Origin of the sequence: Bifidobacterium sp. M0353, assembly GCF_016100645.1 — a bacterium.
Classification (GTDB): Bacteria; Actinomycetota; Actinomycetes; order Actinomycetales; family Bifidobacteriaceae; genus Bombiscardovia; species Bombiscardovia choladohabitans.
Genome location: NZ_JACFSB010000001.1, coordinates 159,279 through 180,672, shown reverse-complemented (window position 1 = coordinate 180,672; position 21,394 = coordinate 159,279). Strand labels below are relative to the sequence as shown.

Genomic DNA, 21,394 nt, shown 5'->3' with positions numbered 1-21,394 from the left:
CAGGCATTTTCCCTGCATAGCAAGAAGATGATATTTGTTGCCGAAATCCGGCAATGCACGTCCACCGCGTCCTTGGGCCTATCGAATCTTGAACCGATTCCTTACAGGGTTCTGTACAGGGGATCCGGCAGAGCGACCAATTATCAGAATCTGAACAACTTGTCCATACCCGGAAGATCATTCCTTGGACAGCCAACAATCTAACCGGGGAGAGCCTTTGAACAAAAACTATGGAAAGCGGATCAAACAGGCAGCCAACGTTAGGTCACGATCCATGGATGCTTACGCGGCCCAATACAGGCTCACGGGCACCCAGATGTCCATCATCGACTTTCTGGGCAAATCCCAGGACCGCACCCAGCGGGACATCGAGATGGAGTTCGACATCCGCCCATCCACAACGACAAAAATCCTGCAGCGAATGGAGGCCAGCGGGCTGGTCGCCGCCAAACGCGACCCCAGGGACGGCCGCCAACGCATCATTGCGCCCACCGCCAAGGCCGGTGACCTGCAGAAAGCCGTGCGGGCATATATCGACAACCAGCAAAAGGCCATGGAGCGCCAGTTCGACCATCGGGATCTGGCTGCCTTCGACCGCGTGCTGGCCTATTTCACCACCTTGAATTCCGACGATCCCTCCCAGGCTGGAAAGGAGTCTCGCTCATGAGCGCAACCCGAGCAACGCAACAAGCGCAAAACACAGCAATCCCCCGCAGGGTAATAGGCGCGGTGGTGGCCACCGGCATCATGTCCTTCTGCGGCGTGATTGTGGAAACGGCCATGAACATCACCTTCCCGGCCCTCATGAGCCATTTCGGCATCGGGACCTCCAGCGTGCAATGGATGACAACCCTCTACCTGCTGGTCGTCGCCTCCATCACCCCGCTCTCGGCGGCCCTCAAGCGTCGATTTTGCAGCCGAACCCTCTTTCTTTGTGCCAACCTGCTATTCCTGACCGGACTGGTCATTGACGCGCTGGCTCCGGTCTTTCCCCTCCTGCTGCCGGGAAGGGACGTACAGGGGTTGGGCACCATCAACGGTTCCCAGCATGCACTGATTCTGTTATTGATCATCGGCGGCATGGAGGATCTGTTGACCCTGGCCGCCCTGCTTCGCTCCCAGAAACCGCAGTGCACTTAAGGGATGGCAGAATGGCCTTCAGTCCACGTTCAGGAAAACCCTCATCTCGTTTTCGCCACGGTTGGACCAGGCGAAATAGGGAATCAGGGTGGCCGTGGTCGGCATGCGGCGAACAGGTTGCCGCAGGCGGTAGAGCGGAGCGGCATCAGCCCCCTCTGCCGACTCACGCCAGGCAGGTACCCGCAGTCTGACCATGCTGCGGATGACCGCATCGGCATCCGGATGATGCGCCAGCGAGTACCCAGCGCCTCCACCCGTTTGGAGAAGTCGGTGTCCTGGAAAACGTAGCCATAGAACTTGTCCGGATCGGGATGGTCCGGGTCCTCCGGCAGCCAGTGGAATCCCTGGTTGGTGTAAGTCGGCGGCCGGAAGTCCCCGCTTCCCTCCTGCACATTCAGCCTCTCATTGAGAGCAGCGAAGGCACTGAAGTTGGGCATGCAGTAGCTGGGCGCAGCGCCGGGCACCTGGTCGTTGAGGGCCCTCCATTGGTAGGGCAGGACCGCTGTTCTGACCAGAAGTGGTCGTCGACGCTGGCCTGACTGATGTCGATGGGCCCGCTCATGTTGAATCGCTGACTCATGCTGCCATCTGCCTCTCTATGCGGCGGCTGAACACAATCAGCACCAGCGCAACGGCCAGCAGGGCCACGGCCACGATGGGGAAGAGGTAGACCTGCTGGTCGGCCGTCTGGAAGAATTTGAAGAATATGATGGCTATGGCATTGCCGATGGCCGCGGTCTGATTCCAGGCGGTCTGCAGCTGGGTCTCGTAGGATTCAGGCGAAAGTCCGGACACCAGGGAGCTGCCGATCGGTCCGACCAGCTGGTCGGACAGGGCCATGAAGGCGTAGTAAATCAGCACCCACCAGAGGGAGTAGCCGGAGGATCCGCTCCCGCCCAGAATCAAGGAGGGTATGGTCAGCGTGAAGAAGGCCAGAGCCGTGACCAGCAGCCCCATACCATACTTATAGGTGGTCCGGATTGCCCCGGCACGAGTCTTGGTCCACAGGAAGATGAAGATGGGGCCGGCTATCAGATCCATGACCATGTAGATGACCTGGAGTGAGCCGGGGGCGATGGTGATGCCGAAGATCACCCGGTTGACCTTCTTGTCCAGGAAGATGGCGATTGCGCTGGTCAGCAGGGTGGCGCCCAGGGCCATGATGATCTGCGCGAAGAAGAACCAGAGAAAGGCCCGAAGGTGTGTATGGTCTCGGCCGGTCAGGTCCTTTTTGGCGAACAGGTTGACCAGGAAGCACAGGGGTACCACGAAGGCGAAGGTGGTGACGGCGTTGATGATGGCGTTCAGGTTGAAATGCTTGGTCAGCACAAGGGCGGCGATGACCAGTGCCAGCACAACCAACCCGATGACCAGACCCTTGAGTATCCGCTGGCGCTCCCGGGCCGACAAGGGCTTGATGGGAGCCTCGCCCAGGGGTCCGAAGAAGCGGTACTGGGTGAAGAAGATGGCCGCACCGTAGAGCAGGGCGAAGACCCCGGCCACAGCGAAGCCGATATGGTAGTTGCTCAGACCGATCTGGCCCACCACGACCGGGGTGATGATTCCGGCCACCGTATTGGCGAACTGGTGGATGGTGAAGGCCGCGTCGCGCCTGCGGGCATCCTCCTTGCGGTAGAGCTGCCCGGTCAGGGAGGCGTTGGACATCCCCATGATGGGCATGGACAGCAGCACCAGGGCGATGTAGGCCATGGTCTGTCCGAAGACCTGACTGGTCGGAGGTATGGCCAGGATAAAGAAGGCTATGGCCTTGAGCAGGTTGCCCAGTATCAAGGCCTTACGCATTCCCAGGACCCTGTCGGACAGCCAGCTGCCCACGATGTTGAGCAACCCGTTGGCCGCCCCCATGGCCGCGATCATCAGAGCCGCATCCCCCTGGGAGAATCCCAGCCCCTTGGAGAAGGGGGTGTAGAGGTAGTAGATCATCAGGGCGTAGAAGGCGCCCCAGGCGGCCGAGTTGCAGAAATTGCCCAGGGCCAGGGTACCGATGGCGCGAGGGTGTCCGAAGAAGCCCTTGTCGTCTCTGACCTCCTCCAAGGTGCTCTCAGTGTGTTTCATGATTGCATCGCTCCCGGAATGGTGGTGAATTTATAGAAAAGGTGGAAGATTTTGAGGTATAGATTCTTTACAGGCGCCTGGGTCACCAACCCCTGCGCTGGAATGGTCCGGTCTGCCACAGTCGTCCCGTCTCCTTCTGACGTGCCTAGGCTCCACTGTCTATGCTGTCTTCAATGGTAGCGATGGTCAATTCCGTATCCGGTGGCCTAGAATCCACAATACGTGGAGCATTTTTACCGATTCCCCCGAGGAGAGGTCGACTTTCATGACATTGTTCTTTGACCAGGAAAGCCAGCCCCGACCTGAGCTGGTATCCGCCGGGACCTTCATCGGCGAGCCGGGCTGGCAACACGACAAGCGCGTCATCAGTACCTTCGAAATAATCTGCAACATCCAAGGCACGCTGCCCCTGCAGATTGGCGATACGCGCTATATGGTAGGGCCCGGCACCTTCCTGATCGTCCCGCCCGACCTGAAGCATCAGGGATTCCGCACCATCACCGAGAACCTCAAGTTTGATTGGTTGCACTTCAAACTGCCCGGTCTGAATCCCATCGAGGGTACCGGCGACGACCCTAGGGTGGACGAGACTGCGAGCATCCTTCTGCCTGCCTACAGCGAGAATCTGCTCATGGACCGGATCACCGTCATCACCAACCAGCTGCTGGACGTCTACCAGATGCACGGCGACCAAAGTTATCTGAACGCCATCCTGGCCTGCGTGCTCTACGAGGTGACCATGCAGACCAGGCAGCTGCTTCGCACGCAGTCCATGAACATTCATGAGCTGCAGCCGGTGCGAGATTGGATCCGCATTCACGCTCTGGGACCCATCAGCCTGGGGCAGATCGCCAACTACTTCAATTACAACAAGAGCTACCTGTCGCGCAAGTACCGGCAGAAGTTCGGCATCACCATCTCTCAGGAGATCGAACGTTTCCGCATGGAGGCGGCCAAGTCGCTGCTGGTGGAGACCGACGACACGGTGGAAAGCATCGGGACCATCGTCGGCTACAAGGATGACAAGTACTTCATGAAGGTGTTCAAACGCAGCACCGGCATCAGCCCCACCCGCTACCGCAGAACCTTTCATCAGCGTCACTTCAACTCCCACTGAACCCGACCGCAGGGTTGAGCGAAGGGAACAATAGGTGGTTTTTATTGACTCAATGGTCTCCGCAAAAGAGATTTCGCCCACAAGTCCCATAGGATGAAACCATCAAGGTGATTCCGCGATGAAGGGAGATCCCCCAATGCCTCATACCAATCCACCTCGGGTGATTTTCAGCCAAATGATCGATCCTCGACGCATTGAACTCTATTGGGATCAGGAGGTGCAGGGAGCCGCCGACCCCCGCCACTTCCGCCTTTTCCTGGACGACCATCCCCTGCCGCTGATGGAGAGGACCGACGTGGAGTGGAACCTGCTCAACGTTTACGAACCCATCAAAAAACGGTCAACACTGATTACCAGGGAACCCTTGGATTTCACTGTTCTGGGACGCCTGACCGTACTGGCGGATGCAGCCATCGTCAACCGCCAAGGACAGCGGGCTGATCCGGAAGTCGAAATCGTAGTCAACAACTGGCACTATCAATACACCCAATTCACCAACTGCCGCTGCGGCATCCCCATCGAATCATCTGACGACGTCCAGCACCACACCCGGCTGCTTGCGGCCGATCTGATCGACACCATGCTGTCCGCATCGCCGCAGGTGGCCCAGACCATGATCACCGAGGGTGCCAGGGTCGCCATCTACGGGCTGCACGAGGACGTCTATGACATACCTGAGCACCGCGGAGGCGCCCAGATCATGGATCGGCCGGTGGAAGGCTATGGAGGCATGATCGGCGACCCGATCACTTCCATCTCCGCCGCCAACATCGAACGTATCACTGAGGACGTGCACCAGACCCGCTACCCCAACGAGTCCATACTGGCCCATGAATTCGGCCACGCCATCCACCTGCTGGGCATCAACCGCCTGGAGGATCAGAGCCTGGCCCATCGGATCCAGGCCGCCTACAGCCATGCACAGGAGACTGGTCTCTGGCCGCACACCTACCTGATGGGCAACATCGAGGAGTACTTCGCCACCCTAACCGCCATGTGGTTCAACGTGATGGCCGAGAGTGCCGACGATACCTGGGACGGCGTCCGAGGCCCGCTCAACACAAGGAACGAGCTGCGCGAATACGACCCGACAGGCTACGACGTGCTGGCGGACATCTATCCGCAGACCGCACTGCCCTACCCCTGGAACACCAACCCTGTCAACCATGACTACGGCGGGCATATGGACCAGCTGCCCTGAGGACGCAAATCAGCATGAAAGGAGGCAAGAATCACATGCTTGCATTGACTATCGCCAACATGTTGATCACCTATCCTCATACACACCTGTATTTGACAAATATGAAAATCAACAAGCTGGTGTATTTCGCACAGGTTGAATGCCTCCGGATACACAGGCATAGGCTTTTCGACGAACCTGTACAAGCCTGGGAAAGCGGCCCCGTGGAACCGAGCGTTTATGCAGCATTCAAAGAGTATGGCCCAAATCGGATAACTGCCCCCGCTATAATAGATGCGCATGATCAAACCGATTCTTCAGTCGGACTCCGAGCAGCGAAAAACGTAGTTCAAAGAGTTGCCACTTTATACGGGCCATTGGCAGCCTTCGAACTTGTGGACTATTTACATCGCGACGGTTCAGCCTGGAAAGCTGTATATGAATCCGGCAAGAACAAAGAAATTACTGAAGAAGCCATGCTCCGCTCTCACGATGGCATTGATCATCCTGATTTGCGGAGAACCCTAGCCGGAGGTGTTCGTGCAGTCGATGAGCGATTCCCAAATGCGCTGAAACTGCTGGAAGACACATAAGGCAACACTGCAAGGAACAAGCCGACAAAAGAGCCGTCTTGCAAGATTCGTCTTCTTAGGTTTTCAGAATGGGTATCGAATTGGATATTGACGATTCAGACGAACCTAAGCGCAATGGCATGTATCGCTGGATACAAGAAATAGTCAGCGGACAGAAAACATTCACTGAACTGGCCGCACAACTCAGAAATTCAGCCAGACTCATATAAGTTTTCGAGTAATTGTTTCTGTATTGGTAAATAGCCGGTAAGAAAACAATGTGACAAGCACACACCTTCAGAAACTTGCTCGAAGCAGATCACAATTCCTGTTGTGATCTCAGGATTAAAGCGTGTAGGAACCGCATGCATGGTGCTATTCGATTAATTAGGAGAATGACGGCTAATCACGTAAATATAGCCAGAATTCGACCACGAAAGATACAAACTGGCAAATATTTGTATTTCTTAAATAAAGAGCTAAACTCGTTTTATTTAATTGCCGCTCATCTGAGTTATGAAACTTAGATTCAACTAACAACGTCGTGAACCCTCCTCTACCTGCCTAAGGAGAACTGATGAAGAAGACAAAGGCTTATGAGCAGACGGACTTTAATTCGACAGTGGCGCATCAGCGGGATCCGCACGGACACTTGGGTCGGCTCACGGCATTGCCAGCCCGGTTCCATAGCGAAGCAAGGACGGCTGGCGCCATCTGGAAAAAACAAATAATCGCCCTTGTAGCAGTTTTGATGAGTGTGGCCCTGTTCTCGGGCTGTCAGGGATCCAATCGGTCAGAGCCGTCCGTGGAACAGGCCTCCAATTACCTTTCATCTTTGACAAAGTACGACGTTTCTGGTGACAGCAGCGTCACAACCATCTCCGCGAACAAGCCGGGAACCCTGTATGTACTTGCGCGACGGGCCGATCTTAAGCAGACAGAAGCCGCGCAATGCAAGGTGAACGGACAAGCTATGCAGCGCTCTTCTTCAAACTTGAATTATCCAGCAGACGACGGGCAGAATTTCTTCCCCTTCGCAAAGATCGACATTAAACAGGGTAATCCGCACAAACTCTCATGCGACCAGCCGAATGGTGTCAAATTGATTGCATTGCTCGATCCTCACGTTCGGAGTTTGCCGAAGCAGGCCGCATAATTCCGGGTACAGCCTCCTGCACTGATCCGGCACATCGCCATATTGATGCAATGAAGAAAGTGCGACGCAAAGCTCTACGGGTATTCATCACATCCGCAACGGCCGTATCAGCACTCGCTCCAGCAGTAGCGGCCCACATTCACTGCTGATAATCCCCAATTACAAGCTACTACCTACACCCTATAAGGAAAGCGGTGTAGCTCTAAAGCGATGCATATAGTTTAAGAATAAGTTCTCACGTTTGTGTGTGGCTCAAAGGCCGATTCAAAATGTTATTGACATCCTTATCCACGCCTACACGTTCAGACCCAAGCCGGACCAGATCGCATTCTTGAGCGGGTGCAGCAGAATACCGTAAAGAGACAGCCTTATGGTCGCTCACAAGTAACGCCAGCGGGATGGGAGACCTTCCAAGCAACCGGTCCCGCTGGTAAATCCTCAATCAATCACCCAATGGGGCAGAATTCCCCGGCATGACAGCTACTCGGAGTTGTTTGATCTACCCATTGGTGCCAATCTGTACTTCCGTTACCTCCTTGAGGGGCTGATGGGGCCGCCGGAGCCTGCGAGGCTCCGCCGCCTCCACCGACACGTTGACCGGTGGAAGAGGCGGATCTATCCCATCCACTCAACACAGCGGCGGATTCAATCTTCAGGACTACCCCAACCTGTGGAACCAACTACAGCAGGGCCACGAGGGACCAGCCATTGACAACGAGGGGAACTGCATCGCCGATTGTTATGGATGGGCAGGCTCTAATTAGGCTTTTACAGAACCAGAAAGAGAGCTTGTTGGCATGGCTAATGCTAAAGACCCCCTCCGCTCGGCCTGCGCTGCAAGACCATCCCATCCATTTGCCGGTGCTCCACCTCGCTGATGCCCAACGCCAGCCTCGCCGTTCTTCTGCACATGCCTCCATCCTTTTGCTGCACTCGGCCAAATATCAGCAACCACATGGGACGATCATGGAGATAAAAGGCAAGTGAGTCGACGTGTTCAGTTCTACCTCGCTGCCCCTTTGCCTGTCTCTATGACATCTTGCCGCAGACCGACAGTCTGCTCTTGGCGCCTCATACCCAAGTCAGGACTCGGAAGGTCGCTCTTGTGCTTCCGCATACTGTTGGGCTGCTTGGCGTATGACGGCAGAAAAAGTCAGCATTGATTAACAGAACTTTTGCACGCAAGCATACCGAGTCGTTGCACTTTGTGTCGATATTTGCCATCACCTTGATAAATTGCTGCCGCTAAAACCAAGTTTGATCAAGTAATCAACTATGACCATCTAGCATAAGATCGACTGCAGTCGGAATGTGTGTACTAGCAACCGAATAGAAAGCCTGGATGATACATCACCAGGTCCTGTATTGCTGTCAACACCGCATTCTCAACACATCGACAAACCCGCATCGTCCGCTACGAATCTCTCGCATACCTGCATAGAACTCCATGGTTTCATAGCTATCGGTTTTCCCTAATGAACTTTTGGCATGCATAGCACTGTTTTGAGTTCGCTCTCCTCGCTGATGCATTGATAACAATACCTATTTTCTTGGCATCCCTTCTGTTTCGCTTACCAAATCGGTAATGGACCCTCAGAAACGAAAGGCCAACCATGGATGAAAAGCCGACGAGCGCCATTAAATCGTCAGAAAGTAAACAGAAATTTCTCAATTTTATTTGTTCTAGACCATCAGCGCTTATGCTACTGTGTCATTAGCGGCCAAAGTTGTCTTCGGCGCGTGATTCGCCGGATGTTGGGGATTCTTGACAATATGGCTGCGATTCCTGGGGAAGGGGATCACACTATGCCTCGTCAGCACTCTAATATAACTATATCCGCTCGACCGGCATTGTTGATCAGCCTCCTGCTGGCCATTATCCTGCCCGCAAGTCTCCTGGTCTGCACCTATGCCACGGCAGACAGCGCCACAACCGAATCCAGTGCGGCCCGCGCGGTCGCGCCGACCCCATATGGGAATAGCGGGGAGGAGGGGGATCGTGAAGCTAAGCAACAGTCCAGCAATGCTCCTGACATCACCACCCAGCCAACAGAAACAGCAACAACTCCCGTTTCTCCTATTTCCCCCTCTCCGCTGGCCTCATCCTCCCCTGTGAATCCCACACAACCGACCCCCTCCATCTCCCCCACGCCGGACAAGACCGGGACTCCCGACGACAAAGACAACGCTGGACTGCAATCACGCGCCTCCACATCGCACACCGTCACCTTCAGCAACCCCCAAGGCACCGACACGACGCAAACCATAGCTGACGGCGAGCGCGCGAAACGTCCAGCGAATCCGACCAAAGATGGCTACCTGTTCGACGGCTGGTTCATCGGTTCAACACCCGTCGCCTACGATTTCAACCAGCCCGTCACCAACGATCTGAAGCTCACCGCTCATTGGACCAAGGCGGATGCCTGGAGCATGAGCCCTGTGCAGGGGCCGGTCGCCGGCGGCACGAAAGTCACCCTGACCCCGCCCGGACCCCGAGGAATACGCTTCAGCCAGGTCAGCGCTGGAAGGGGGCACATTCTTGCAGTCGCCTCGGACGGCAACCTTTACTCTTGGGGAAGCAATGATCATGGCCAACTCGGCGACGGGACCATCACTGAACGTCATGAGCCGGTCCCTGTGAAGAAACCCCAGGGCGTATCCCAGGATTTCACCTGGGTCCAGGCCTCAGCCGGATACTTGTTCTCCATGGCTCTGGGATCAGACGGCAAGCTCTACAGCTGGGGCGACAACACCTATGGCCAGTTGGGGAACAACACTACAACCGCGCATTACACCCCCGAACAAGTTAACATGCCACAAAATGCCCCGTCCGGGTTCACATGGAAGCAGGAAGCGGTAGGTAGCCTGCATGCTCTTGGTCTGGGATCCGACGGCAAGCTCTACAGCTGGGGCGACAACGATCATAACCAACTGGGGGACGGCACTACCACTGAACGGCATGCCCCCATCCAGGTGAAGATGCCAAGCGGAGTACCCTCCGGATTCACATGGAAGCAGATGAGCGGATGGGGATGGCATTCTCTGGCCTTGGGATCGGATAACTGGCTCTACGGCTGGGGCGCAAATACCCGTGGTGAAGTGGGTACAGGATCAATCACCGATAATAAAATCACGCCCGTACGAATCGCATGGCCACAAGGGGCTCCCTCCGGATTGACCTGGGGACAATTCCAAATGGGGGACTACTACTCGCAAGCGATCGGATCCGACGGCAACATATATACATGGGGTTACGGCGGAAGAGGCAACGTCGGCAATGGGCTCACCGTTGACGTGTACGGGCCAACTCAAGCGCAGAAACCCAATGGAGTGCTACCTAATTTCTCTTGGAAACAAGTAAGCCTCCTATCTGTTGCATCACTGGCCATTGGCTCAGACGGAAACCTCTACTCCTGGGGTGCCAATAACAATGGCCAGCTGGGCGACAACACCACTACCCAGCGAAACACCCCTATCCGGGTTGCTGCGCCACAGAACGCACCAACTGGACTGACCTGGGTTCAGGTAAGCGCCGGTTGGGACAACAACTCTTTCGGCTTGGCCTCAGACGGAAACCTGTACTCCTGGGGCAAAAACGCCAACGGCCAGCTGGGCGACAACACCACCAACGATCGTCATATCCCCGGCCGGGTGAACCTGCCCGGCACGACGACAGTCACTGCGGTCAGCTTCGGCGGAGCGGCAGGCACAAACATAACCAAGAACACTGACGGCACATGGAGCGTCACCACGCCCGCGCATGCCCGAGGAAAAGTGGACACGGCCGTCTCATGGACTCTCAACGGCCAGCAGCCGGACGCCCACCTGGCCTACAGATATTTGGACTCCTACACCGTTACTTTCACCAGCACGGACAGCTCCTACCCGTCACCCTCCGGCATGCCCCAAAACCAGACCGTCACCGAAGGCAAACAGGCCAAACGCCCCTTCCCCAATCCGAAAGCGGATGGCTGCCTGTTCGACGGATGGTTCACCAAGGACACCAGCAACGACTCCTGGATCGCCTACGACTTCAGCCAGCAGGTCACCGGCAACATCACCCTGGCCGCCCACTGGACCAGAATGGACACCCACTGGGCCCTGAACCCCGACAAGGGCAACGTGCTCGGCGGCCAGCATGTGACCATCACCCCACCCACCATCAACCGGGGCATCCGCTTCAACCAGGCCAGCGCCGGAGGCTCCTTCTCCATAGGCGTCGCCAGCGACGGAAACGCCTACGCATGGGGCAACAACAAATACGGACAACTGGCTCAGAAACCGGCAGATGCCGCCATGCAGAAAACTCCAGTCAGAATCCCCCTGCCCGACGGCGCGGACTCCGGCTTTACCTACACGCAGGTTGCAGCCGGTGACTCGCACGTTCTGGCCATCGGATCCAACGGCATCCTCTACAGCTGGGGACGCAACGATCACGGGCAATTGGGCGACGGCACCACCACAGACCGGTACAAGCCCCAGCCCGTCAAGGACACCAGCGGCCAGCCATTCAAAGCCGTACAGGTCAGCGCCGGCATCGCCGACTCAGCCGCCATCGACTCCGAAAGCCGCGTCTACACCTGGGGCAGCGAGAGCACCGGCAAGGGACAGACGCCCGCATACAGCACGACCAGGAAGAACCCGACTCCAGCCGCCGACCCGGACAATCCGGGACAGACCTTGCATGCGGTCCAGGTCAGCCTCAACTGGAGCTTCGTCATGGCCCTGGACGCCGATGGCAACGTGTACACCTGGGGATACAACACGAACGGCCAGCTCGGCAACGGCACCAGCGACAGCACCAATTACGCATCCAATCCGGCCCGACTGCCCAATCAGTCCTTCCAAGCCACCCAAATCAGCGCAGGGAGTTGGAACGCCCTGGCCATCGATACGGACGGAAACACCTGGACCTGGGGATACAACGGGTACGGCCAGCTGGGGGATGGCAGCACCAGCGACAAGTACAAGCCACAAACCGCGCAGAACCCTACTAATACCAGCCAAAACCTTAAAGCAGCCCAGATCAGCGCAGGTGTGAACCACTCCCTTGTCGTCGGCCGGGACGGCAGCCTCTGGGCATGGGGATGGAACAGCAACGGCCAGCTGGGCATCGGCAGCACCGTCAATCAGAGCAAGCCTGCGACCATCAAGGACCCAGCAAACAAGACCCAAACGTTCAAGGCCGCTCGAAGCAGCGCCGGACAGCTCCATTCACTGGCCATCAGGCAGGATGGCAACCTCTGGGCCTGGGGAGACAACCAGTACGGGCAGTTGGGCAACAACCAAACGGCAGCCAAAAGCACGATCCCCATGGCGGTTGCATTCGATCCGACGCCTGTGGTGCTCACTGGGGTCAAGTTCGGCGGCATCGCCGGAACCAGCCTTTACCGGAACACGGACGGCACCTGGAGCATCACCAACCCGCCCCACGACGCAGGACCCGTCGACGTGGCCGTCGACTGGACCATAGACAACGCCGCGCAGGCGACCGCCCACCTGGGCTACACCTACGAGGGCATCCTACCCAGGGCCGGCAGCACCGGACTCCTGGTCCTGCTCGCCGCAGGGCTGCTCGCCGCCGCAGGCGCCACAGCAGCAGCCTCCCACCAGCGAGAAAGCAGCAGCCGTCGCCACTAAACTCTTTGCACGAGTAAGCGGGGTGGCCCCGCAAACCCCAAGATTGCCGGGCCACCCATTTCCTTAGCCTGTTGCTGTGCTCTTTAGCTAAAGCTACATAATAGCTAAGAGGCAGAGTTGCCTGAACAAAATCGTGACTGGTGGGCGAAAAGGGTGTCCGCTCATGCTTGGCAATCCCCCGGGTCTTCTTCGTTGAAGAGCAATTACCAGATTCCCAACACTGGGCCTATAGGAACTAAACGCGTTGTTTTAGGTTCTGTGTGTGGGTTTGGTTGTGTGTTGGTCAGAGTGTGGTGTTGGGGTATCTGACTGGTGTGTGGAACTCGTTCCAGTTGATGGCGGTGCCGTAGTGTTCGGGCTCGTCCTGTTCCTGTCTGGTTTCCCGTTTGGGTGCTGGTCGTGGCTGGTGGTGTTCGTCCCTGATCAGGCTGGCGGGGTCGGGGTTGTCGGTTTTCATGTAGCAGTGCCATTCGCAGGCGCGTCTCATGTGGCTCTCGGGTAGGCCGTGGTGTTGCAGGAGGGTGCGTTTGATGGGTGGGTTGACTCCTCCTTCCAGCCGGTTGGTGGTGCGTTCCACTGGCCCGCCGGCGGTGAGTTCGGGTTCCGGGAAGGCGAAGAGCTGCCTGTCTTGGAAGAGGTGTTCGAGCCTGCGGTAGCAGCGGCGGAGTTCCTGGTGGGTCCACCACCAGGATTGGTGGCTGGCTTTGGGGTTGGCTGGGTCGTCCTTGGCCATGGTGCGTTCGTCGATGAGGGTTTTCCATCTTTCGTGCCAGGCGTTCAAGGCCTCACCCCAACGCACCGCTTCCTCGATGGTATGGACCCGGGTGAGCTGGTCGGAGAGTCGCTTGAGTTCCTTGCCGGCCTGAAGTCGTGGTTTGAGTGTCAGGTCGGTTTTGGTGTTGCGTTGCACGTGCACCAGGCAGCGTCGGATGCGCGTGCCCGGCCAGCAGGCATGGCAGGCTTTCTGCACGCCGCGAAGGCCGTCGGTGATGAGCACGTCGGGCCCGGGGATGCGGGAGAACAGGGCCGTGCAGGCCGCCGTGTTCTCCTGATGGCACCACTGCCGGTCGATGACCTGGCCCGTCTGCCCGTCGATCGCTATCAGGAGGCACCAGCCGTGTGCCATATACGTGCCGTCGGCCATGAGCGTGTGATGGACCACCCCGTCCGGTGTGATTGCCGGCTTGATGTTCCAGCACCAGCCGACCCGTTTACGCCAGGCCCTGGCGCCCATGGCCCCCATCTGTTCCCGGGTCCTGCCCGTCAGCAGCCAGTCCAGGAACTCCCTCAACTGCGCGGCGCGGGCCCGGTCCTGCCTGCGCGCGGTGGACGTGATCGAGCAGGACGGACACATCCGGCGCTGCGTGCCTGATCTGTTGCGCCCATGCCTGCGCATCCGCCCATGGCATATGGGGCAATGCCTGGCCCTCTTCGATCTGGTTCTCATTCCCCAATCGAACAGGAACGGGCACCCCTGCAAGACCCCTATTAACAACCCGACCTATTAACAACCACCCAACACGCTTACAGCCACAAGGCCAAACCCCCAACATAAACAACGCGTTTAGTTCCTATAGCCCCAACACTGCTAACGAAAATCATAGTACTTGCAAGTCAATGCAAGGCGTATATCCCCGCCAAGCCACATCAGAATATCCGAAAGCTGACGCAGACCACAATGCGGCCCATGAAAACCTTGGCGAGACCAGGTTGTTAACAATGTTATTATAGTTTACATCGTTAATCACTAATGATCGTCAGGAGGTACATCTTGCAACCCGTAAAAAACAATTCGGGGGAATACGCCCTGTCCTGTTGCCAGGTGCGCAAATCATACGGGAGCAGGCAGGTGATCAAGGGTGTGGATCTTCAGGTCAGGCGCGGCAGCATCTTGGGTCTGCTGGGTAGGAATGGAGCAGGCAAGTCAACCCTGATCTCGGCCTTGACCGGGCTGGGCGAGCCGGACTCAGGCCACATCTCAGTAGAGGGGCACAACCCCTATCGAACCCCCTCACGCATCTTCGGCCGGATCATCGGACTTGCGCCACAGGACCTGGGAATCTATCCCCACCTCAGCGTCCGGGACAACCTGTGTGGCATGGCCGGCCTGCAAGGGCTGAACACCAAGCAATGCAGCAAAAGGGCCGACGAACTGATAGAGCTCATGGGATTGGGATCCCAGTCAGGAACAGCAGCCGAGAATCTATCGGGAGGACAAAAGCGCCGCCTCCACACTGCCATGGCCATGGTCCACAATCCCCCGGTGCTCTTCCTGGACGAGCCGACGGTCGGAGCGGATGTAGAGGCCCGCGCCAGAATACTGGACATGGTCAAGGCCATGAGCCGGCAGGGCACCACCATCATCTACACCACCCACTACCTCAAAGAATTGGAAGAGATGGGCGCGGACCTGGCCTTCCTGATCGACGGGCGGATCAAGGTCCAGGGCTCCCTGCAGGAGGTGCTCCACAAATACGCCAGGGCATCCCTGCGTATTAGCTTCGTCGGTCAGGCCCCAGGCCAGATCCCCGGATGGCAGATGACAGACGGCTTCCTGGAGCCCGACCACCCAGTGTCCAGTCCGGAGCAGGAGCTGGCCCGCCTCCTGCAGAAGCCGGTCATGAAAGAGGCCCGTCTGTCGTCAGTCACCATCGTCCAGCCTGACATCGAGTCGGCCTACATGACCGTCATGGGTTCGTCCTCTAGCGACCCTGCCGGGTTACGAGCATGGGAAGACAGGTGAGCGCCGTGCATTTCAACGGATATTTAGCGACATTCCGCCTGAATTTCAAAATCGAGCTGCGGAGCATCTGGCTGCAGGCGGTCATTGTGGCCATTCCCCTGATCATCATTCCCTTCATGCTTCCCTCCTACCGGGACTCGCTGAGGGCCCAGGGGCATCTGGGCGCGAACGGATCAGAGCAGGCGCTTCCGGGGTTCGCCATCCTTTTCGCCATGTTTTCCCTGCAGCTGGTCCTCCAACTCTTCTTTCAGGAGCATGAATGGCACACCTGGGACAGGATGCGGGTGTCGGCGGTCTCCCTCTTCGACCTGGTCATGGCCAAACTGAGCGTGTCCTTCATGGTGCAGGTGGTCCAGGTCTCTCTAGTCATGCTGATCGGGACGGCGCTCTACCACTATCGGCCCAATGGATCAGTCCTGGCCCTGGCCGCGGTCTGCCTGGTCATTTCGATTGTACTGACTCTCTTCGGCCTGTTGCTCTACATCTTCTCGTCCTCGCAGAACATGGCCATGTCCTTCAACAACATTCTTGGCATGCTCCTGGCTGGTATGGGAGGTGCGCTCAGCCCTGTCTCCGGCTTCCCGGACTGGGCGCAGAAACTGGCCAAGGGCAGCCCCGTCTACTGGGCCATGGACGCCGTAGGAAAAATCAATTTCGACCATGCCGGAATGGCGGATGTATGGCCTGACCTGCGTATCCTGCTGGCCTTCCTGCTCGCCCTGGCTCTCCTGGCAACGGTACTATTCAAGAGAGGAGTACAGCGGAAGGAGTGAGGAAGCATGGCTGACCCACCCAAGGCACCCGTCAAGACGACGCTCAACCGAGACTACATTCTGCGCTCTGCCCTATATTTCGTCGACGAGCACGGACTGGAGGCCCTGAACATCCGCGCCTTGGGCAAGCAAATGGGGGTGTCAGGACCAGCCATCTACCGCCATGTACCCAGCAAGGCCGCCCTGCTTGATGGAATCGTCGAGCTCATCTGGCAGTCAGCCACCGACCTGAACTCCATACCCCAGGACATGGGATGGCGGCAAGCGCTTGAAGATGTCATGCTTCAGGTTCACCGGACGCTGCTTTCGCATCCCCGGGCGCTCCCGCTCATGGCCACGCATCCCATCAACACGGACCAGTCCTTCCACATGGTCAGCACCTGGCTGAATCAACTGACCGTTCACGGGCTCAAGGTCGATTCAGACATCATCCACCTGCTCAACAGCCTGGCCGGACTGACCCTGGGCAGCGCCATCGCCCAGGCCTCTCCCCCGGTCGGCGGGGCGGGCGGCCAGACCAACACGGATCTGGCCAAAAGACTTGCCGAGGATACCCAAGGATTCGATGACCTGAAAACGCTCTTCGCCTCTACGGACGACGGAATCAGTGCCCTTATGGAGACCAGCTACCGCAAGGGCCTGCACGCCCTGATCGCCGGTTGGCCTGCCTGATCAGTGGCCAATGGATCGTTCCCGGCCATGCACCCTAAACTTTGATGTCCTACTGCGAATCGCCTTCACGACATTCCACCTGAGAGAGCCTTATCAGTACGTAGTATAGTTGAAAGACGCTAGGCTTCCTGCTTGCACCCTCGCACAGAGGAATGGGGATTTGCGCAACGTCGGGGAAGTCTCCAAGGGTATCTCAACCGGTAGGGGGCCGGTGGGACAGCCTTTGGGGAAGGGGATTTTACTTACCATGCGTCAGCGTCAGCACACGTCTATCGGACCGGCTGCAGCAGTCTGTTTTCTGCTCTCTGTCATCCTGCCTTTCGTTCTCCTTGCCGGCACCAGCGCCGATGCCAGTACTGAGACCAGCGAGCCTGCTACGGTCGGCGCCAACGCGCCTGCCATAGCAGGAGGCACAGGGGGGGGGGGGTCGGCAGACCCCTGGCGTAGCTGAGCAAAATTCCGGCATTTCCCCCAGCAAGGCAACGCCGACAACCGTACCTTCGATGCCCCAGCCACCACTGGCCACACCATCGCCTTTACACACATCGTCGCCCCTGGAGCCAATTCAACCTACAGCAACCGCTGCGCCAAGCACGAACGCCGAAACCCCCCAGGCCCGCTCAGCCACCCAGTACACCATCAGGTTCACTGATACAGAGGGCGGGACCACCACACCTGATCAGACCGTCGATGAAGGCGCCCAAGCACAGAGGCCTAACGACCCAACCCGACCCGATTATTCGTTTGATGGCTGGTTCATCAGCGGCACATTGACCGCATACGACTTCAGCCAACCAGTCACCAGCGACGTGACACTGGAAGCCCGTTGGACCAAAAACGGTGATGTCTGGGACCTCTCACCCACCCAAGGCCCCACAGCTGGCAACACTCTTATCACGCTTACTGCACCTCCTGCTCGGACCATCCGCTTCAGCCAGTTCAGTGCAGGATACCAATACTCAGTGGCAGTGGGATCAGACGGCAGCATCTACCACTGGGGAGAAATGTATGGCTCCGACTACAACTGGCAGCCAAGCAGGGAAGACACCCCAGCCGGACTTCGTTTCATCCAGGTCAGTGCAGGTTACGATCACTCCCTGGCCCTTGATTCGGATGGGAACCTGTACAGCTGGGGCAGCAGCAGTTATGGTCAGCTTGGGCGCGGCACCGGCACCACGCCAGCCGACACTCCGGGAAAGGTGGACGCCCCTGCAGGAGTTCGTTTCACCCAGGTCAGCGCAGGAAAGTACCACTCAGAAGCATTAGCCTCGGACGGCAGCATCTACAGCTGGGGATACAACAGCGACGGCGAACTGGGACGCGAGACCATCACCACGCCGAGCACCAGGCCAGGCAAAGTGGACACCCCGACCGGAATCCGTTTCACCCGGATCACCTCCAGATATGACTACTGCATGGCTTTCGACACTGATGGGAACTTATACAGCTGGGGAGGCAATGGTCATGGTCAGCTAGGCCGCGACACCAGCACCACGCCGGCCGACAGTCCGGGAAAAGTGGATCCTCCTGCTGCCGGAGTCCGCTACACGCAGGTAATTGCCAAAGGCATGCACTGCCTGGCCTTGGATTCGAATGGGGTGCTCTACAGCTGGGGATACAACAATTTCAGCCAGCTGGGACGAAACACCGGCAGCGCAAGGATCAACCCGCGAGGCAAGGTCAACGTGCCCACAAAGACACGCATAATCCAAATCAGTGCGGGAGACTGGAATGGCTTCGCCTTGGACGACCAAGGGATCCTATACACGTGGGGAAACAACAGCCATGCGCAACTGGCAAGGCCATATTGGAATACGACAGATCCCCAACCAACTAAAATCGACCCGCCAGCGAAGAACGTCAACTACACCCAGGTTATCGGAGGCGGCGATCATGCTGTGGCAATCGGCTCCGACGGCAACCTCTACAGCTGGGGACGCAACTCCAACGGCCAACTGGGACGAGACACCAAGAAACGGGATTCCTATCAGCCAGGTACGATTCCCCTGACCAACCATGCCGCGATCACCAGCATCGAATTCGGCGGGACACCGGGCACAGGGCTGGCCGCCAACGCGGACGGCACCTGGAGCGTCACCACTCCGCCGCACAGCAAGGGATGGGTGAATGTCACCATCTCCTGGAGCATGAACGGACCGCAGCCGGACGCATACCTGTCCTACACATACACCGGGCCCAAATACAAGGTGGGATTCACATCCACGGACGCTGCCTGTCCGACGCCTTCAGGCATGCCGGCAGACCGGTCCGTCATAGAGGGCGGGCAGGTCAAGCGCCCTTATCCGGATCCAAAAGCAGACGGTTGTCTGTTCGATGGCTGGTTCCTCAAGGATGCCAAAGGCGGTTCCAATGTGGCTTATGACTTCAGCCATCCGGTCGCCGGAGACATCACGCTGATCGCCCACTGGAGCCCAGCCGACACCGGCGGGTGGTCGATCAACCCGGTCAGGGGCAGTTCCCTGGGCGGCCAGCAGGCGACCATCACGCCGCCCAAGATAAGCCGAGGCATCCGCTTCAGCCAGATCAGCGCCGGCGGCTACCAGGCCGGGGACTTCCGCGGATTCTCCGTGGGCGTGGCCAGCGACGGGAACGCCTACGCCTGGGGTAGCAACCAGCAGGGCCAGCTCGGCCAGGGCACCACCAGCAGCACCCCGCAGAAAACGCCGGTCAAGGTCCCCCTGCCCGACGGCGTGCCAGCCGGTTTCACCTACACGCAGGCCGTGGCAGGCGGCTACCACGTGTTGGCCGTCGGCAGCGACGACATCGTCTACAGCTGGGGGGCCAACGACCACGGGCAGCTGGGCGACGGCACCACCACAGACCATTCCAAGCCGCAACCCGTCAAAGGCGAGTATGGCCAGCCCTTCAAAGCCGTCCAGGTGAGCGCCGGCGCCTACGACTCAGCCGCTATCGACCAGCAGGGACGCGTCTACACCTGGGGCAGCGAAAACAACAACTACACCGCATACAGCAGGTCCAAACCGACGCCGACACTGGCCAAGGACCCCAATGGCTCAAGCCAGGGACTGCACGCGGTCCAGGTCAGCCTCGGATGGAGCTTCATCATGGCCATGGACACGGACGGCAGCCTCTACAGCTGGGGATACGACAACTACGGGCAGCTTGGCAACGGCACGGCCACAGGAGAGTACAGCACCACATACACCGCAGATCCGGCACCCGTGCCTGACCCCGGGAACACCAGCAGGACCTTCAAAGCCGCGCAGATCAGCGCAGGAGCCAACCACGCCCTGGCCATCAGCCAGGACGGCGCAGCCTGGGCATGGGGTTACAACGACCACGGGCAGCTGGGCGACGGCACGAAAACCAGCAAGCCCTCCCCCAGGCGGGTGCCAAGCCCCACAGGCTCCAGCCAAGGATTGCAGGCCGCATGGATCAGCGCCGGCGTGCATCACTCCCTGGCCATCGACCAGAACGGCGCAGCCTGGGCATGGGGATGGAACACCGACGGCCAGCTCGGCGACGGCACCACCAGCGACCAGCCCACACCCACGCGAGTATCGCCGCCCGCCGGCCAAGACAAGGCCGGCAGCGGGCTCGCAGCAGCGCGCGCCAGCGCAGGACGAAACCACTCCCTGGCCATTGGCCAGGACGGTAACGCCTACGCCTGGGGCGACAACCAGTACGGCCAGCTTGGCGACGGGGGCACGACTCAGAGCAGCACCCCGGCCCTGATCGCCTTCAACCCGGAGCTGCTGATCACCGGCGTCAGCTTCGACCAGACAGTGGTCGACGCCCTCCGGCAGAACGCTGACGGTTCCGTCACCCTGACCACCCCCGCCCATAATCCGGGCCTGGCTGACGTGATTGTGGATTGGACACTTGGCGGTACCAGCCAGACCCAGGCGCACCTGGCTTATACCTACGAAGGCATGCTGCCTCGCGCAGGCAGCAGCGGGACCATGATCCTGCTGGCCGCTGGAATACTTGCCGCCGCTGGTGCCATCGCAGCCGGACGCCACCAGCTGGAAGCACGCAGCCCGCAAGCCTGAAGACTTCACACGAGTAAGCAGCCAGGCCATACCCCAAGGTGGCCCGGTCAAACAGGGTGGCCCCGCAGACCCCAACTCAGCGGAGCCACCTACCCCCCCCCCTTATCTCATTCCCCTGTCACATCAACCCCAGCAGCAAAAGGGAAACAACGCAATATAGACACCCACAAGGCAGCAGCTGGCACCGGCACTTCCGCCGAATTCCAGTTCCGCAGTCAATGTGTGTAGAGCGTGGTAGCATGATGAGATAGAAGCCGGGACCGTTCCCGGCATGCAGCTCGTTTTCTTGGG

Annotated in this window: 15 protein-coding genes and 1 pseudogene; 12 read left to right on the top strand and 4 right to left on the bottom strand. The window is 58.5% G+C overall.

The window, feature by feature from the left end:
- Positions 1 to 274 precede the first annotated feature (274 nt).
- Positions 275 to 667, top strand: a complete 393-nt coding sequence (locus H3V04_RS00620; RefSeq protein WP_198184064.1) for a MarR family winged helix-turn-helix transcriptional regulator — start codon at positions 275 to 277, stop codon at positions 665 to 667.
- Complete coding sequence (locus H3V04_RS00615; protein ID WP_198186880.1) at positions 664 to 1,140, top strand: MFS transporter; 477 nt, start codon at positions 664 to 666, stop codon at positions 1,138 to 1,140. Before H3V04_RS00620 ends, H3V04_RS00615 begins: the two co-directional genes overlap by 4 nt.
- A gap of 18 nt (positions 1,141 to 1,158) precedes the next feature.
- Here the strand turns inward: H3V04_RS00615 and H3V04_RS00610 are convergent, their stop codons facing one another.
- From H3V04_RS00610 to H3V04_RS00605, 3 genes and pseudogenes are all read right to left on the bottom strand, one after another.
- On the bottom strand, positions 1,159 to 1,335 hold the full coding sequence (locus H3V04_RS00610) for a hypothetical protein (protein WP_198184066.1): 177 nt from the start codon (positions 1,333 to 1,335) through the stop codon (positions 1,159 to 1,161).
- A gap of 21 nt (positions 1,336 to 1,356) precedes the next feature.
- Positions 1,357 to 1,655, bottom strand: a pseudogene (locus H3V04_RS10440) (glycoside hydrolase family 127 protein); the annotation flags it as partial.
- Positions 1,656 to 1,716: 61 nt separating this feature from the next.
- Positions 1,717 to 3,216: an oligopeptide:H+ symporter gene (locus H3V04_RS00605; RefSeq protein ID WP_198178904.1), complete on the bottom strand. Its 1,500-nt coding sequence runs from the start codon at positions 3,214 to 3,216 to the stop codon at positions 1,717 to 1,719.
- 265 nt (positions 3,217 to 3,481) lie between these two features.
- Here H3V04_RS00605 and H3V04_RS00600 point away from each other — a divergent pair, with 265 nt between their 5' ends.
- The 5 genes from H3V04_RS00600 to H3V04_RS00580 all read left to right on the top strand — a co-directional run bounded on the left by H3V04_RS00600 (position 3,482) and on the right by H3V04_RS00580 (position 12,881).
- Positions 3,482 to 4,333 carry an AraC family transcriptional regulator gene (locus H3V04_RS00600; protein ID WP_198178902.1) on the top strand — a complete coding sequence of 284 codons (852 nt, stop codon included), beginning with the start codon at positions 3,482 to 3,484 and terminating at the stop codon, positions 4,331 to 4,333.
- Positions 4,334 to 4,469: 136 nt separating this feature from the next.
- Positions 4,470 to 5,534 (top strand): hypothetical protein, encoded by a 1,065-nt coding sequence (locus tag H3V04_RS00595; RefSeq protein ID WP_198186879.1) that lies wholly within the window; start codon positions 4,470 to 4,472, stop codon positions 5,532 to 5,534.
- Positions 5,535 to 5,569: 35 nt separating this feature from the next.
- Complete coding sequence (locus tag H3V04_RS00590; RefSeq protein ID WP_198176749.1) at positions 5,570 to 6,106, top strand: Panacea domain-containing protein; 537 nt, start codon at positions 5,570 to 5,572, stop codon at positions 6,104 to 6,106.
- 556 nt (positions 6,107 to 6,662) lie between these two features.
- Positions 6,663 to 7,241, top strand: a complete 579-nt coding sequence (locus H3V04_RS00585; RefSeq protein ID WP_198186878.1) for a hypothetical protein — start codon at positions 6,663 to 6,665, stop codon at positions 7,239 to 7,241.
- 1,854 nt (positions 7,242 to 9,095) lie between these two features.
- Positions 9,096 to 12,881: an InlB B-repeat-containing protein gene (locus H3V04_RS00580; protein WP_198186877.1), complete on the top strand. Its 3,786-nt coding sequence runs from the start codon at positions 9,096 to 9,098 to the stop codon at positions 12,879 to 12,881.
- 283 nt (positions 12,882 to 13,164) lie between these two features.
- Here the strand turns inward: H3V04_RS00580 and H3V04_RS00575 are convergent, their stop codons facing one another.
- The gene (locus tag H3V04_RS00575; RefSeq protein ID WP_198186876.1) at positions 13,165 to 14,328 is read right to left on the bottom strand and encodes an IS1249 family transposase; all 1,164 of its coding nucleotides are present in this window, start codon (positions 14,326 to 14,328) and stop codon (positions 13,165 to 13,167) included.
- Positions 14,329 to 14,652: 324 nt separating this feature from the next.
- Between H3V04_RS00575 and H3V04_RS00570 the strand changes: the two genes are divergently transcribed.
- The 5 genes from H3V04_RS00570 to H3V04_RS00550 all read left to right on the top strand — a co-directional run bounded on the left by H3V04_RS00570 (position 14,653) and on the right by H3V04_RS00550 (position 21,103).
- Positions 14,653 to 15,624: an ABC transporter ATP-binding protein gene (locus H3V04_RS00570; protein ID WP_198186875.1), complete on the top strand. Its 972-nt coding sequence runs from the start codon at positions 14,653 to 14,655 to the stop codon at positions 15,622 to 15,624.
- On the top strand, positions 15,621 to 16,397 hold the full coding sequence (locus H3V04_RS00565; RefSeq protein WP_198186874.1) for an ABC transporter permease: 777 nt from the start codon (positions 15,621 to 15,623) through the stop codon (positions 16,395 to 16,397). The genes H3V04_RS00570 and H3V04_RS00565 overlap by 4 nt, the downstream gene beginning before the upstream one ends.
- Before the next feature lie 6 nt (positions 16,398 to 16,403).
- Entirely contained in the window at positions 16,404 to 17,069 is a 666-nt protein-coding gene (locus H3V04_RS00560) for a TetR/AcrR family transcriptional regulator (RefSeq protein ID WP_198186873.1), read from the top strand.
- A 247-nt stretch (positions 17,070 to 17,316) separates the two neighbouring features.
- Positions 17,317 to 17,520 (top strand): hypothetical protein, encoded by a 204-nt coding sequence (locus tag H3V04_RS00555; RefSeq protein ID WP_198186872.1) that lies wholly within the window; start codon positions 17,317 to 17,319, stop codon positions 17,518 to 17,520.
- 52 nt (positions 17,521 to 17,572) lie between these two features.
- Positions 17,573 to 21,103 (top strand): InlB B-repeat-containing protein, encoded by a 3,531-nt coding sequence (locus H3V04_RS00550; RefSeq protein ID WP_198186871.1) that lies wholly within the window; start codon positions 17,573 to 17,575, stop codon positions 21,101 to 21,103.
- The last annotated feature ends 291 nt before the right edge of the window (positions 21,104 to 21,394 follow it).